This is a genomic window from Stieleria magnilauensis, assembly GCA_007753675.1.
GTDB lineage: Bacteria > Planctomycetota > Planctomycetia > Pirellulales > Pirellulaceae > Stieleria > Stieleria magnilauensis.
Genome location: CP036432.1, coordinates 9,125,142 through 9,139,723 on the forward strand (window position 1 = coordinate 9,125,142; position 14,582 = coordinate 9,139,723).

General features: G+C 60.6%; 14 protein-coding genes and 1 riboswitch. Of the genes, 9 read left to right on the top strand and 5 right to left on the bottom strand.

What is annotated here, in order from left to right; genetic code table 11:
• The first annotated feature begins 310 nt into the window (after positions 1–310).
• The 4 genes from TBK1r_RS32880 to TBK1r_RS32895 all read left to right on the top strand — a co-directional run bounded on the left by TBK1r_RS32880 (position 311) and on the right by TBK1r_RS32895 (position 3,459).
• The gene (locus tag TBK1r_RS32880; RefSeq protein ID WP_145219794.1) at positions 311–1,210 is read left to right on the top strand and encodes a tetratricopeptide repeat protein; all 900 of its coding nucleotides are present in this window, start codon (positions 311–313) and stop codon (positions 1,208–1,210) included.
• A 115-nt stretch (positions 1,211–1,325) separates the two neighbouring features.
• On the top strand, positions 1,326–1,544 hold the full coding sequence (locus TBK1r_RS32885) for a hypothetical protein (protein ID WP_145219796.1): 219 nt from the start codon (positions 1,326–1,328) through the stop codon (positions 1,542–1,544).
• Between the two features lie 115 nt (positions 1,545–1,659).
• Entirely contained in the window at positions 1,660–1,878 is a 219-nt protein-coding gene (locus tag TBK1r_RS32890; protein ID WP_145219796.1) for a hypothetical protein, read from the top strand.
• Positions 1,879–3,135: 1,257 nt separating this feature from the next.
• Entirely contained in the window at positions 3,136–3,459 is a 324-nt protein-coding gene (locus tag TBK1r_RS32895; RefSeq protein ID WP_145219798.1) for a hypothetical protein, read from the top strand.
• A 21-nt stretch (positions 3,460–3,480) separates the two neighbouring features.
• Here the strand turns inward: TBK1r_RS32895 and TBK1r_RS32900 are convergent, their stop codons facing one another.
• Genes TBK1r_RS32900 through TBK1r_RS32910 form a run of 3 tightly spaced genes read right to left on the bottom strand, consistent with a single transcriptional unit; the run spans position 3,481 to position 7,481 of the window.
• The gene (locus TBK1r_RS32900) at positions 3,481–4,425 is read right to left on the bottom strand and encodes a CNNM domain-containing protein (RefSeq protein ID WP_419580629.1); all 945 of its coding nucleotides are present in this window, start codon (positions 4,423–4,425) and stop codon (positions 3,481–3,483) included.
• On the bottom strand, positions 4,422–5,714 hold the full coding sequence (locus tag TBK1r_RS32905) for a CNNM domain-containing protein (RefSeq protein ID WP_419580630.1): 1,293 nt from the start codon (positions 5,712–5,714) through the stop codon (positions 4,422–4,424). Before TBK1r_RS32905 ends, TBK1r_RS32900 begins: the two co-directional genes overlap by 4 nt.
• Positions 5,715–7,481 (bottom strand): ABC-2 transporter permease, encoded by a 1,767-nt coding sequence (locus tag TBK1r_RS32910; RefSeq protein WP_145219799.1) that lies wholly within the window; start codon positions 7,479–7,481, stop codon positions 5,715–5,717.
• 253 nt (positions 7,482–7,734) lie between these two features.
• Between TBK1r_RS32910 and TBK1r_RS32915 the strand changes: the two genes are divergently transcribed.
• Both TBK1r_RS32915 and TBK1r_RS32920 read left to right on the top strand, forming a co-directional pair.
• Complete coding sequence (locus tag TBK1r_RS32915; RefSeq protein ID WP_095740877.1) at positions 7,735–7,929, top strand: Flp family type IVb pilin; 195 nt, start codon at positions 7,735–7,737, stop codon at positions 7,927–7,929.
• Positions 7,930–8,174: 245 nt separating this feature from the next.
• Positions 8,175–9,077: an NAD-dependent epimerase/dehydratase family protein gene (locus TBK1r_RS32920; protein WP_145219800.1), complete on the top strand. Its 903-nt coding sequence runs from the start codon at positions 8,175–8,177 to the stop codon at positions 9,075–9,077.
• Between the two features lie 23 nt (positions 9,078–9,100).
• Here TBK1r_RS32920 and TBK1r_RS32925 read toward each other — a convergent pair whose 3' ends face one another.
• Complete coding sequence (locus tag TBK1r_RS32925) at positions 9,101–9,919, bottom strand: DUF4465 domain-containing protein (RefSeq protein WP_145219801.1); 819 nt, start codon at positions 9,917–9,919, stop codon at positions 9,101–9,103.
• A gap of 82 nt (positions 9,920–10,001) precedes the next feature.
• The gene (locus TBK1r_RS32930) at positions 10,002–10,826 is read right to left on the bottom strand and encodes a DUF1559 domain-containing protein (protein WP_145219802.1); all 825 of its coding nucleotides are present in this window, start codon (positions 10,824–10,826) and stop codon (positions 10,002–10,004) included.
• Positions 10,827–10,966: 140 nt separating this feature from the next.
• Positions 10,967–11,246, bottom strand: a riboswitch (cobalamin riboswitch).
• A 52-nt stretch (positions 11,247–11,298) separates the two neighbouring features.
• On the opposite strand from TBK1r_RS32930, the gene TBK1r_RS32935 reads away from it, so the two are divergent.
• The 3 genes from TBK1r_RS32935 to TBK1r_RS32945 are packed head-to-tail and all read left to right on the top strand — an operon-like array spanning position 11,299 to position 14,215.
• On the top strand, positions 11,299–12,186 hold the full coding sequence (locus TBK1r_RS32935) for a 3-deoxy-manno-octulosonate cytidylyltransferase (protein ID WP_145219804.1): 888 nt from the start codon (positions 11,299–11,301) through the stop codon (positions 12,184–12,186).
• Positions 12,183–13,823, top strand: a complete 1,641-nt coding sequence (locus TBK1r_RS32940) for a CTP synthase (protein WP_145219806.1) — start codon at positions 12,183–12,185, stop codon at positions 13,821–13,823. The genes TBK1r_RS32935 and TBK1r_RS32940 overlap by 4 nt, the downstream gene beginning before the upstream one ends.
• 20 nt (positions 13,824–13,843) lie before the next feature.
• Complete coding sequence (locus TBK1r_RS32945) at positions 13,844–14,215, top strand: DUF1844 domain-containing protein (RefSeq protein ID WP_145219808.1); 372 nt, start codon at positions 13,844–13,846, stop codon at positions 14,213–14,215.
• Positions 14,216–14,582 lie beyond the last annotated feature (367 nt).

Here is a 14,582-nt window from a genome sequence, read left to right on the forward strand (position 1 = left end):
TCTTGTTTCTGTCAATGCGTCGAAGTGCCAAAAATCCCCTCGGCCGTCACGGCCCCCCTCGGCGTCGACCTTTTCCACCCAGACTCGTCCGGTGACCTGCGTGCGTTCGAACAACCGCCCCAACCCGCCCCACGTGGCGCCGCCGCGCGACACCGGCACCCGCTGGCGTGCGCCGCCCGGGCAACGCTGTGACGCATTTTTTAGCGGCAGGGCGCGAGCCCTCCGGTGTGTTGGCAAAGATGCGGAACCGGCGGGCTCGCGCCCTGCCGCTAACAACTTACGAAACAGAGGGAAAAAATGCTTCACAGCGTTGCCGGTCGTAGTGGCGTTGCTGTCATTGCTGTGTTGCACCGCAGGCTGCCGTGCGATTCACGGGATTGGCGAAAGCCGACAATCGATCGCCGCGCGAAAGTTGTCACGCCAGGGGCTGCAGAAAATGCGAGTGGGCAAGTGGACCGACGCCGAACAATTATTTGGCGAAGCCCTGGCCCTGTCCGATAAAGATGATCGAGCCCATCGCGGTCTGGCGGAGACCTATTGGAATCGGGGGCAGCGGGTTTCCGCGATCGAGCATATGGAAAAGGCGGTCGCGTTGAGCGCCGGTGATCCACGTTTGGTCGGTCGGCTCGGCGAAATGTACTTGCAGGAAGGGCAGCTCGAAAAAGCGGTGACGCAAAGTGAAATCGCACTCGCTTCCGAACGCAACTCCGCCGAAATCTGGACCCTGCGGGGCGACTGCCTGCGTCAGAAAGGAAACGAGGAGGAGGCGTTGGCGGCCTACCATCGCGCGCTCGCCCTGCAGCCGGATTACGTCGAAGCCAAACTGCATGTCGCCGAGTTGTATCTGAACAGCAATCAGTACGATCGCATCCTGGCAACACTCGACCAGCTCGATCCGGTCGGTGACGAATCCGCCGCCCCCACTCGCGTGCACATGCTGCGTGGGATCGCGATGCGGAACCTGGATCGCCCCGAATTGGCAGCAAAACACTTTGCCAAGGCCGCCGAGAGTGACCCGCTGCGCGCTGAGCCGCATCTGCAACTCGCCGCGATCGAACTGGAAAAGGGCCGTCCCGACCTGGCCAGCCGATCCGTCGCCCGCGCCCTGCAACTCGATCGCCAGCTGGTCGAATCGAGTGGCTGGAAGAGCTACCTGTTGTCGCCGGAGCAATTGGCGGCGCAGCAAGCCGACGACGAGACACGTCGCTGAGGCTCCCGCCCCGACCGCCCGGGGACTGTCCCCGGTTGGCGTCAGCCGAGACAGGATGGGTCGTGAGGAATTTGGGCGGACGGAAGATTGCAAATTGAGAATTGAGAATTGAGAATTGAAAAATGTAAATTTGCAATTGGAAGTGTTCAATTTGCAATTTTCAATATCTTGCTCCTTGTCCTGCAACGGCATTGGCCCGGGGTCTGTCCCCGGTTGGCGTCCCCGCGCCCTGCAACTCGATCGCCAGCTGGTCGAATCGAGTGGCTGGAAGAGCTACCTGTTGTCGCCGGAGCAATTGGCGGCGCAGCAAGCCGACGACGAGACACGTCGCTGAGGCTCCCGCCCCGACCGCCCGGGGACTGTCCCCGGTTGGCGTCAGCCGAGACAGGATGGGTCGTGAGGAATTTGGGCGGACGGAAGATTGCAAATTGAGAATTGAGAATTGAGAATTGAAAAATGTAAATTTGCAATTGGAAGTGTTCAATTTGCAATTTTCAATATCTTGCTCCTTGTCCTGCAACGGCATTGGCCCGGGGTCTGTCCCCGGTTGGCGTCCCCGCGCCCTGCAACTCGATCGCCAGCTGGTCGAATCGAGTGGCTGGAAGAGCTACCTGTTGTCGCCGGAGCAATTGGCGGCGCAGCAAGCCGACGACGAGACACGTCGCTGAGGCTCCCGCCCCGACCGCCCGGGGACAGTCCCCGCGTGGCGTCAGCCGAGACAGGATGGGTCGTGAGGAATTTGGGCGGACGGAAGATTGCAAATTGAGAATTGAGAATTGAAAAATGCAAATTTGCAATTGGAAGTGTTCAATTTGCAATTCTCAATATCTTGCTCCTTGTCCTGCAACGGTATTGGCCCAGGGTCTGTCCCCGGTTGGCCCAGGGTCTGTCCCCGTTGGCGTCTGGGGTCTGTCCCCGGTTGGCCTTGGGAGCAATTGGCGGCGCAGCAAGCCGACGACGAGACACGTCGCTGAGGCTTCCGCCCCGACCGCCCGGGGACTGTCCCCGGTTGGCGTCAGCCGAGACAGGATGGGTCGTGAGGAATTTGGGCGGACGGAAGATTGCAAATTGAGAATTGAGAATTGAAAAATGCAAATTTGCAATTGGAAGTGTTCAATTTGCAATTTTCAATATCTTGCTCCTTGTCCTGCAACGGCATTGGCCCAGGGTCTGTCCCCGGTTGGCCTGGGGTCTGTCCCCGGTTGGCCCGGGGTCTGTCCCCATTGGCGTCTGGGGTCTGTCCCCGGTTGGCCTTGGGAGCAATTGGCGGCGCAGCAAGCCGACGACGAGACACGTCGCTGAGGCTTCCGCCCCGACCGCCCGGGGACAGTCCCCGGGTGGCGTCAGCCGAGACAGGATGGGTCGTGAGGAATTTGGGCGGACGGAAGATTGCAAATTGAGAATTGAGAATTGAAAAATGCAAATTTGCAATTGGAAGTGTTCAATTTGCAATTCTCAATATCTTGCTCCTTGTCCTGCAACGGTATTGGCCCAGGGTCTGTCCCCGGTTGGCGCGGCTTGGCCTGGGGTCTGTCCCCGGTTTGTGTGCCGTGTCCCCGGTTCGTGTGCCCGACCGCATCAGGGTCTGTCCCCGGTTGGGGCGCGGGGTCTGTCCCCGGTTGGGGTGCGCCGCGGCCCGATGGACGCGGTCTGACGATTGTGCCGATTGTCGGGCGTTGCCTGCCGCCGGCGTGCCCGTAACCGGAACCTAACGCGCAGGAACCGGTATTCCCCTGATGGGACGCAGCGTTTTTTGGGCACTTTGGACGCGTCTTCCCCGCCAATGACCTACGGTTGAGTGACGAACTGCGCGGGACGGGGTGAATTCGGCCACACGGCAACGTCGCCGATTCCGTCGTTACGGACACTCAACGGAAGCCGAACTCCCAATCCTTCCTCAGTCCTTTTCTTAACGAGAGCTCTTCATGTCGCTATACAATGCTGCCAACGCAACGCCATCGAGTGATTTCGCTGCTTCACCCATCGCCCCGGGCGTCACAGGGCAGGGCAGCAGTCACGACCGATCACAAGCTAACGAGTCCGGTGGATTTGTCGATCGACGTCGCGAAGGCGGGTCACAGGCAGGATCCGAGCGACGTCAATTCGGCAGCTCACACGACGGCCTTTCCGACGCCGGACGCGAACTGGCACTGGCAATCGACCAGTACAAACTGGAGCACCATCGCCGGTACATCACCTGCGACGAAATGCTGCTGGTGATCACCAATCTCGGTTACGCCAAGTCGTAATCGGTTCCGCGATCGTTCGGTCTACTTGTTCATCGGCTGCAAGAGTTGGCGGCGGGTGACGACGGAGCGGACCTCATCGTGATCATCGCACAACAGCGCGACCTCGCTGGCTTCGTCATACAACTTCAGCAACGTCGTCAGGTGACGTTCGGCGAGATTGACTCGGATCACCGGTCGGATTTCCACCTGAGCTTTGCCGGTCGCCAGTTCGGAGTACCGCAGGTAGCCGACGATCTTCTTTTTCTGCTGGACCAGCACGATGGGGTGGTTCTGCCGTCGGGCCGCTGCCGTCGTGGCGAGCTTGTCGATCGGCAACTCGACCGTGGCCAATCGATCCAGCGGGACGGCGAACGAGACGGCCAGTTCGTTCCCCACGTCGAACAACTTGCCGGCAAGCGAACGCTGGCCCGAGTGCAGGATGCCCGCTTCTTCTCCCGCGCGGAACAATTGCGTCAGTTCCCCGCGGGCCATCGCGACGGAGATCCGAAACGGCGCCTGGCCGGTCAACGCGCCCAGGGCGGCCGCAAGCACGCCTAGAAAAATCGAGACCGGCAGGAACAACACGGTCGCCAACAGCAACACCGGCCGGACCAGGGTCAGCAGCCGGTACGGAGCTTGAAAGAACCAATGCTTGGGCAGGAGTTCGCCGAACACAAACACGACGGGCGTCATCAGGATCGGCCCGATCAGTTCGGCCGCGGACGAATCACCGAAGAGTGCGATGACGGCCAGAACGATGGCGAAACTGGTCAGGAAATTCGCCAAGTTGTTTCCCACCAGCGCCGTCGCGACGAACAACACGGGTCGATTCAAAACCCAAATCAGCGCGCGGGCGCTGCGGGAACCGTCCAAGCCGTCGAGCACCAATCGGGTGCGGGAGACGCGATACATTCCCGTTTCGCTGCCGCTGAAAAACGCGCTCAACACGAGACCGAACAAGAACAGCACGATGGCGAAAAAGATCATCGGAAATCTCGCTCGTCGTGTGCATGGGATGCATCGGATTGCGATTGCCGCCGGACTTCAATTCGCAATGCCCCCTCCAGCTCTTCGACGACCGTCAGCAGGTAGTCTTCCAGCGTGGCTTGATCGCCCAGTCGCGGCAAGCGTTCATTGGTGCGTTGAATGAATCCGGCGACCGTGGCCACCGATTCGTCGGGGACATTGACGGCCAATTGTTTGGCCAACTGACGCAGCGAGATGCCCCCGGCGACACGATACAAATCAGGCTCGAGCTGCTCGATCGCGGCCGAATCGGTGTCTTCTTCGAACTGGTCATGTTCGGGCGCGAGCAGGCGGCGAAAGATCCGGTCGATCGAAAGCGCCCCGATCCCATCGCCGTATTCATCGACCACGATCGCCACGCTCAAATCGTTCTCGTTCAATAGATCCAAGACTCGCGCCACCCGCGCGGACCAGGGGACATAGATCACCGGTTCGACCAGATCTTCGAAATGATCGATCTGGCTGGGCCGCAACATCCTGACGCCGAGAGCACCGACCATCGTCTCGCCCGTTTCATCGGTGATGATCGCATAGCCGCCCGGCGGCGATCGGGCAAACAGGGCCTCGGCTCGGATCGGGGATTCGACCAGGTGCAAACGACTGCGGGGACGCATCAGCTCACTCGCCCGCATCTCCGCGATGGCGACCAAATTCTGCAGCGCCAAACGCTCCCGTTCCAGCAGCGCGGCATCGTCGGTGCCCAGTTCCACGGCCCGCTCGATGTCCACCAAGTCGATTTCATTCTCGGGCTGAAACGACGGCCACAGCAATCGGCCGGCCAACAGGTTGGACGTCTTGATGATCGGCAGCAACGGACTGACCAACCGCACCGCCAGGTTCAGCACCGGCGCGATCAAGACCGAAGCCTGCATCGGAGCCAGCAACGCCAGACTCTTGGGCAGCATCTCACTGAAAAAAATGATCGTCAACAAACTGGCCGACGTGAACACCAACGCCACGCTCGCCCCGGCATCGACGGAGGCATCGAGCCGGCTGGCAACGATCGAAGCGATCGCGAAGTAGGTCATGTTGATCAGCAGGTTCCAAAACAGAATCGCCGACAACAGTTTTTCCGAATCGCTGAGCATCCGATCGGCGATCCGGCCGCCGACGCCACTGCGCCGCAGTTGCCGGCGCTGTCGCAGGGTCAACGAGAACAGGGCCGCTTCGCTGCCACTGAACAACGCACTCAGCAGAATCAAAACCGCCATCGGCACCAACCAGCCGACGTACTGCAGCAGCTCGCTCAATCAGCCATTTCCCTCGGCCCCTCGATCGCGTTCGAGCGACACATCGAATTCGCTGAGAGCGGGGATCATCAACGCAGCAATCGTGAACCCGTAACCCACCGCCATCGAAAAGAAGACGAACAGGTGGTCGGTTTGCAGCAAGAACTGTGTGATCGAATAAAACGTGATCAGGGGCAGCGTGAAGGACGCCAGGAAGATCGCCGAGGAAGGGTTCCGCCAACCCAGTGACGCGAACAACGCGGCGCCGCCGCCGAGAATCATGACCAAAAACGGCGCCAATTGCAGCTGAAACGCACCCCGAAAACTGACCATGATCGTCATGCAAATGGCGATCCCGACACAGAGAAAAAAGACCGTTCCCAGACTCGCCAGCGTCGCCGTCCGACCGGCCACGTAGTTAAGCCCGGCGTGAATCCCCAGCATGCTGACGAATACGTACAAGATCGCCGCCCCCAACATCGCGTAGACCATATTTTCATACGTCATCACGCCGTTGACGGCCAAAAACAACAACAACGCCAGCGGCAACAAAATCATCTCCTTGCCGACATACAGCACCCCCAACAATTTGCCGAACACAAATTCGCGGGGACTTAAGTCCGTCACCAACAACAGATCCAGAGCCAGACCGTCACGTTCGCCGGTGACCGCGTTGACGGCCAATGCGTTGATCAACACCAAACTGACCACGCCGATCGCCGCGACGGGCAACGTCGCCGCCGGCAGCGCGCGACCGATCCGAGCCGCCGGCTCAAACGCGGTCCCGTTTTGCATCTGCCCATAAATCACCGCCGCGCCGAGCAGAAACAACAATCCAAACGCGAACCGGATCACCACGACCTTGCGACCATAGGCCCACGTACGGACTTCGCGCCAGAGGATCGGATTTTTCCAAACCTGTCGCGGCGCCCGGACTTTCCAACTGCTCGGTGCTTGCTGGTTTTCCATCTCTTCGCTCGTCTCCGGCTCGGGCGCTTTGAGCCGCACTTCGCGGGACGGGTTCCAGACACGCACGCGGGCGACGCCGACGGCCAACACAACGACCGAGGCGATCAGCGTGGCGGCGGTGAACGACCAGACGCCCAGCGACGTCTGCGGCGAAAGACTTCCCAGCGGCGACGCCGCCGCGGCAAGCGCTCGCACGGGGCTGAGAGACAACACCAGGACCTCGGGTAAATTCAGCGAGGCAATCGCGATCTCGCCGGCACCCAACAACATCAACAAGATCAATACCGTCAACGCGATCGCTTGGAACGTCTTCTCACGCCACAGCCCGACCACGGTACCGATCGATCCGGCAAAGATCACGGTCGCAGCGGTCACCAGAAAAACCGAGAACACCTGTCCGGGCGAAACGCCGCCCAACAGCGGCAGCACCAAAAACAACGGCAGCGCGGCGAGCAACATGGCCAACGGCCCCAGCAGTGTCGCGGCCAGCTTCCCGACGACGACCTCAAATCCGCTCAGACGCGTCATCAGCAACAACAGCAGCGTCCGCCGGTCCTTTTCTTGCGCCACACTGGCCGCCGATCCCACCGCCGCCAGACTGGACAACACCAAGAGCTGCAGCGGAGCGAGCATCAAGAACATCCAACCGCCGAAACGGGCCGAATCGGACACCGTCGCCAACGACCGCGAACCGTCCAGCACCAGGTACCCGGTGCAAAGCAGCCCGAACAGCGTGATCAGGTACAAGCCGCGGGCCAAATACGTCTTGGGACGTTTGGGAACAACGGTCGCCTCGCGATTGAATACTGGACCGATCATGTGAGCTTGGGTGGGAGGACGAAACTGGCACCAGGGTAAAACGCGGACAAGCCGATGACAATGCGCGATCCAAAGGCGTCACCGAGCCGGGGAATCCGAAAGGACGCTGCAATCCCTACCGGATGAACCCCGCGGTGACGTCCGGGCATGCAAAAAGTGTGCGTATTCGAAGTGAGTACGCAGATTCCTGGCCTATGTTTCCTTGGCTGTGCCTTTTCCCCGAGAAAACCAACCAAAAAGATATATCCCCACCATGACCAACCAAGACCCACTCCCCGAGCGACAGTCGCTGTGGCGGGATGAGGAGGGCACAACGGCGGTTGAATACGCCGTCATGCTCGCCCTGATCATCGCCGTCTGCGTCGGCTCGGTCGCCACCTTGACCACTGAAACCCAAAAAAGCTTCGACGCCTCTGGAGCCGCGATTTCCGGCGCCATGGGCAACTAATCAGCGGGTGAACCGTGCGTGGGATAGGCTTCCAGCCTGTCCTTTCCAAGCTCAACAGGCGGGAAACCGATCCCACTTCGAAGCTTCGACTCCTCTCCTCCTAGCCTCCCCTCACGACCAACCGCCTTAGCCGGCAGCCGGAATGAATCCGCCGCCAACGCTGGAGGCGGTTGTTTGCTGCGCGATTGCATGTTTCGATAGGGCGCTTGATCGCCCGATTCCCACTCGCAACAGGCACTCCCTACATGCGCATCGCACTCACCGGCGCCACCGGATTCCTGGGCCGTTACCTGATCCGCCGGCTTCTCAACGACGGCCACACGATCACGGCGTGGTATCGCACCCCACCGGCAACGGCGCCCGAATTCGACCCGATCAGCTGGATCCGCGGAGAACTCGGCGTCCTGGACCACGCCGAACAACTGGTCGAATCTGCCGATGCCGTCGTCCATGCCGGTTTGTTTCGCAGCGGAGCGTCGTTCATGGACAGCGGCGACGACCCGCTCGAGTACTGGCAACGCAACGCGACCGGGTCGCTGCAATTGCTCGACGCCGCCGAGCGGGCCGGCGTCAAACGCTTCGTGTTCGTTTCCTCGGGCACCGTCCACGACACCGTGCTGCCGGACCGCCCACTCGATGAAACCCACCCCTTGCTGCCGTCGACGCTCTACGGCGCCTACAAGGCATCGGTCGAAACCCTGGTGCACCACTACGGCGCCAGCGGAAAACTGCTCGCCGCCACGGTTCGTCCGCCATCGATTTATGGCCTCGCCGATCCCGCCCAAGACTCACGCTGGTTCGATCTGGTCGCCCAGGTCTGTGCCGAAAAAGACGTCCGAGCCGGCGGCGGCAGCAAAGCCGTTCATGCTGACGACATCGCCAAAGCCGTCTCGCTGCTGCTCACACAAGACGACGCGATCGCCGGCCAAACCTACAATTGCTGTGACCGAATGATCAGCGATTTTGAAGTCGCGACGATCGCCAAACGCATCACCGGCAGCTCGTCCAACATCAGCGGCCATGCCAAGACCGCCAAACACGAAATCGTCACCGAGAAACTGCAAGCCTTAGGCATGCGATTCGGTGGCACCGCGTTACTCGAGCAAACGATCGCGGAATTGATTTCGGCGATTCGCGGTGACGCGTGAACAAAGGCAGCCCCGACGAACCACTAGCGCCGACGTCGTAAGGCGCAAACGCCACCGACCAGCGCCAAGAATCCTGCCGCCGTCGGCTCCGGGATCGCCGTGACCGAGTACTGCAGATTGTCGATGAACAGATACACCGGCGTGTTGATTCCGAATTGTCCTGAGTCGCTGGATTGGAACGTCAGGTCGATCGAACGAGCGTTGCCAAGCGGCGTCAAATCTTCATTCACCTGCCACGTGTCGACGATGTAGTCTTGGTTATCGTCGCTGAACGTGTAATCGGCCAGATCCAAGGTCACCGATCCGGTGGCGGCGCCGGTCGCGTTCAAGTCGCTGTAACCGGTCAGGATCACACGAAAGTAGTCCGGCTCGGATCCACTGGCACCGCCAAACTGCGTCGCGAACGCGTCCCCGTCTCGCATCGAGAGATACGGGTACGTCCCGTTGGTCCAATCGACGCTTTCAATCAGGGCGCCCGTGGGCAGGTTGATCGTTGCGCCGGAGCCGAATGCCAACGCATAGGTTTCACCACTGACCGATCCGCCGGCGCCGTTGCTGCCGCCGCCGGTGATCGCGGAATGCTCGTTGGTGAACCCCGGCGTCGTCGTATCGGTGGTGTTGCTGTACGCCCAACCGCTCCAATAACCCACAAACGTGGTTCGGTTACTGAATTCAAACCCGTCCACCACCCACGGATCATTGTTGATCTGTGACGTCTCGCCTTTGTAAAACGAATCGGGTGTGGTCAGCAGGTTTTCAAACGTCACGGTTTCGGCGCCGGCCATCGAACAGAGCGAACCGGCGGCAAACAGGACAAACAGACACTGGCGAGAGATATTCATGGTGAAACGATTTCGTTGTTGTGAATCTTGGAGTTCAAAGGTTGGAGTTTCAGATTGATTTGCGCGTCGGCACGACGCGTCACTACCAGGCGTCGGCCGGGATCACTTCGTGACCGTCCCGCGTGATCAGCTGGCCGAGCACGATCGTGTCGAGTGATTCGTTCAACAGATGCACACTGCCGTCGAGAAACAGAACCATGGCGCCGGCGGGATGCAGCGATCGGATTTCGTTGTCGCCGACCCAGGCTCGATCATCGTTGATCGGATGGGCTTGAACGAACACGTTTCCGCCGTTGATCCATTCGCTGTCCGGCCCGACCATGTCTTCGCCGGTAGCCATCGTGTTGGACAAACCGTCCAAACAATCGCGATACCGGATCCGCTGCTCGTACAAAAACACGCCATCGTCGGGGCGTCGATCGACCAGACGTTCGCCGAACAGGCCGCCGTAACTGATCTCGGCGCGGCGATTGCCTTGAGGAATTTCCGTCGGACACAGATACGATTCGACCACCACCGACGCCGCATCGGCATTGCGTGGATGGTCAAACGCGTAGTTGAAATCGACGGCCTCGTACAACGCCTGTTCGCCCATCTGCGGCAACAGAAACGCCGACCACGCCAAGTTCTTTCGCGTGCTCGGCTGGCCCCAAAACCGCCACTCCAAACATCCGATCGGCAACGACCGGTGCATGTTGTGATAGGCGTGGAGCGCGACACCGATCTGGTGCTGGTGGTTGCGACAATTGGCCTGACGAGCCGCCTCGCGGGCGAACTGGACCGCAGGCAACAACAACGCGACCAGGATCCCGATGATGGCGATCACCACCAACAGTTCGACCAGGGTAAACCCGATGCGAATCGGCCCGCTGGCGGTGCGACGGATTTGACGGTTACGGTAACGCATGACCAGACTCGGATGTCCCGGCGGCAGCGAACGCTCTAGTGTACAGACCGATGCGCGCATCCCGCATCCGACACTAGGGGCGATGCAGTCGTGCGTGCGCAAGCCAATCTGTTGACGCCGACCTCACCCTGGAAGGTCCCTAAAGCGTCCGTCGGGTGGTAGGTCTTCTGACTCCCGATGACGTCCTGACGCTTCGCCTTCTCGTCATTCGGTCATCTTGCATCGAGCAGGATGATCCGCGGACAATGGCTAAAAGAGTGAAGCGTAGACGGCTGATCCCCGCGTCGCCTTTGTTCAGACGACGTGAAAACCAACAGCATCGGTTACAGCGGCCGGGCCGTCTTGGAGTTTCACCAAAGTTCCCTGTTCCCGCGGACGATTCATCACCGCCCAATCGGCACCACCAAACGTTGATTGCGAAAGGTAGACCCGCCCGCACCAACTGTCAACCGTTTTCCCGACGCGACCCCACATGCCCGAAACCCAAATCGTGCTGCCCGCACGCCTTGCCTCGACCCGTTTGCCGGAGAAATTGCTGCAGAAAGTGGCCGGCAAGAGCGTGTTGCAACACACCTACGAGTCGGCGTCGCGGGCCGCATCGGCGTCGGCCGGCGTGATCGTCGCGGTCGACGACCGGCGGATCGCGGACGAAGTGGAATCGTTCGGGGGCCGCTGGATCATGACCCCGACCGATTGCCCCAGCGGCACCGACCGCATCGCCCTGGTCGCCGACCAGTTTCCCACCACCGAAATCTTTATCAACGTCCAAAGCGACGAACCGGAGATCGACCCGGCCGCGATCGACGCGGTCGCCGAGGCGCTCGCCGGCGATCCGCAGGCCGACATGGCGACCGCGGGGACACCGATCCGGTCGGCCGAGGCGTTGCACGACCCGGCGATCGTGAAAATCGTGATGGCGGATTTCTCCCCGACCGGCAGCCCCCAGACCGACAGCCAGACAGCGACCCGGACGGCCGCCGCAGCAGGCCAGGGCAGTCTCGCAGCAGGGCAGGGCAGGGCGGTCTACTTCAGCCGCGCCTGTGTCCCCCACCGTCGCGGCGGCGACCCGGCCGAGCTGCTCGCGCAAACCCCGCCGATTTACTGGCACCACCTGGGGCTTTATGCCTATCGCCGCGACTTCTTGTCCTGGTTCGCCGGCTCGCCCCCCAGCGTGCTGGAAGAAACGGAGAAACTCGAACAGCTGCGGGCCATCGAAGCGGGAAAAAAAATCGTCGTCGCCGCAGTCGGCCCTGCCATGCCCGGAATCGACACGCCGGAAGATCTTGCCGCGTTTCGACGTCGCATCGAGGATCCCGCCACTTCCGGTTTTTCCTCAGCGCGGTATCATCCGCGTCCATGACCAAACACATCTTTGTAACCGGCGGGGTTGTTTCCTCGCTAGGAAAGGGCCTGACGAGCGCCTCCCTGGGCATGCTGCTTGAATCTCGCGGATTGCGAGTGCGAATGCAGAAGCTGGATCCCTACATCAACGTCGATCCGGGCACGATGAGCCCCTATCAGCACGGCGAAGTCTACGTGCTCGATGACGGCAGCGAGACCGATCTGGACCTGGGGCACTACGAGCGTTTCACCAGCGGGGCGCTCACCCGCGACTGCAACTACACGACCGGCCAGATCTATCTGTCGGTGATCGAAAAGGAACGCAAGGGGCGCTTCCTGGGGAAAACCGTCCAGGTCATCCCCCACATCACCAACGAGATCAAATCCGTCATCTCCCGGATGGGCGGCGACGACGTCGACGTCGTGATCACCGAAATCGGCGGCACGGTCGGTGACATCGAAAGCCTGCCGTTCCTCGAAGCGATCCGCCAATACTCCCAGGACGTCGGCCGCGACAACGTGCTGTACATGCACCTGACCCTGGTGCCGTACCTGAAAGCCGCCGACGAGCTGAAAACCAAACCGACCCAACACTCCGTCGGCCAACTGCGTGAAATCGGCATCCAGCCCGACGTCCTGGTCTGCCGCTGCGAACACTCGATCAGCCGTGAGGAGCGTGACAAGATCGCACTGTTTTGCAACGTCCCGACCGAAGCGGTGATCGAGGAAAAAGACAAGGACTTTTCGATTTACGAAGTCCCGATCTCGCTGGTCGACAACAAACTCGATGAATTGATCGTCAAGAAACTCGGGCTGCCCAGCAAGGCGCTGGACATCACCCCCTGGACCGACCTGCTGCATCGCCTGCGCAACCCGCGGCACGAAGTCAGCATCGCCGTCGTCGGCAAATACGCCGAACACAAAGACGCCTACAAATCGATCTACGAATCGATCGACCACGCCGGAATGCACCACCAGGCGCAGATCCGCATCGGCCGAATTCAAAGCAGCGATATCGAACGCGAAGGATGCGAACGCCTGCTGAGCGGATTTGACGGCATCCTGATCCCCGGCGGCTTTGGCGAACGCGGCGTGGAAGGCAAAGTCCAAGCCATTCGTTTCGCCAGGGAACGCGGCATCCCGTTTTTCGGCATCTGCCTGGGCATGCAGTGCGCCGTGATCGAATATGCACGCAACGTGTGCGACCTGGAAAACGCCCACTCCAGCGAATTCGACAAAGACACCCCGCACCCGGTGATCTGCTTGCTGGACGAACAGCAAAACGTGACCCAAATGGGCGGCACCATGCGACTGGGCAGCCAGCCGACGCACCTGTCCGACGACAGCCGGGCGCAGCAGTGCTACGGGACCGATGACATTCACGAACGCCACCGGCACCGCTACGAATTCAACAACGCCTATCGCGATCAATTCCGCGAACACGGCATGAAATTCTCGGGAACCAGCCCCGACGGAAGCCTTGTCGAAATCGTCGAATTGCCCGACCATCCCTGGTTCCTGGCCGTACAATACCACCCCGAATTCAAAAGCAAGCCGCTGAAAGCGCATCCGCTGTTTGCCGGATTCGTCGAGGCCGCGATTGATCGAGGAACACGCAAACACGAACGGGAACAACCCGCCGTCAGCCAACGTTAATCCCCACGCCTGAAATCCTGATGTCTGAAAACAAAGAAGAACCGGAATTGGTCGTCGACAACGATTGGAAATCGCAGGTCGAGAAAGAAAAGACGCTCGCTGAGGAACCCCAGCAAGCCGCCGAGGAGGACCCCACCGGCGACCTGCCCCCGGCGTCCTTGGCGATGCTGATCAGCACCTTTTACAGCCAAGCGATGGTCGCACTGGGCGTCATGGAAAACCCCGCGACCGGCGAAAAATCGACCGACCTGCGGATCGCCAAACACTTCATCGACACCTTGGAAATGCTCGAAGAAAAAACCAAGGGCAACACCGACAAAGACGAAGACAAGATGTTCGACGAAGTCCTGCATCTGCTCCGCATGGCCTACGTCGGCGCCAAGAAGGCGTAGCGATCGCGCATGAGTGTTGGTGTTTAGCCTTTAGGCGATTCAGGGTCGCTGCGTCGCAGCGACAGCAGGCGGCGCGTGACGGGCTCACGCCCAATGGCACCCACAGTGACACAAACGCTGGCAGCATTTGTTAGCGGCAGGGCGCGAGCCCTCCGGTCTTTCGAGCCGGCACCGGACGGCTCACTCCGTTCCGCAAACGCGGGCAGCATTGTTAGCGGCAGGGCGCGAGCCCTCCGGTCTTCTGAGCCGCCACCGGACGGCTCGCGGCCTGTCGATTTAGTTCCTGGGGACGGTTGATTCGATTTTGGTTCCGGACGAGGCTTTTATGGTGCTATGCGGGGCATCCAGAGTCGTTGGTAAGCGTGTT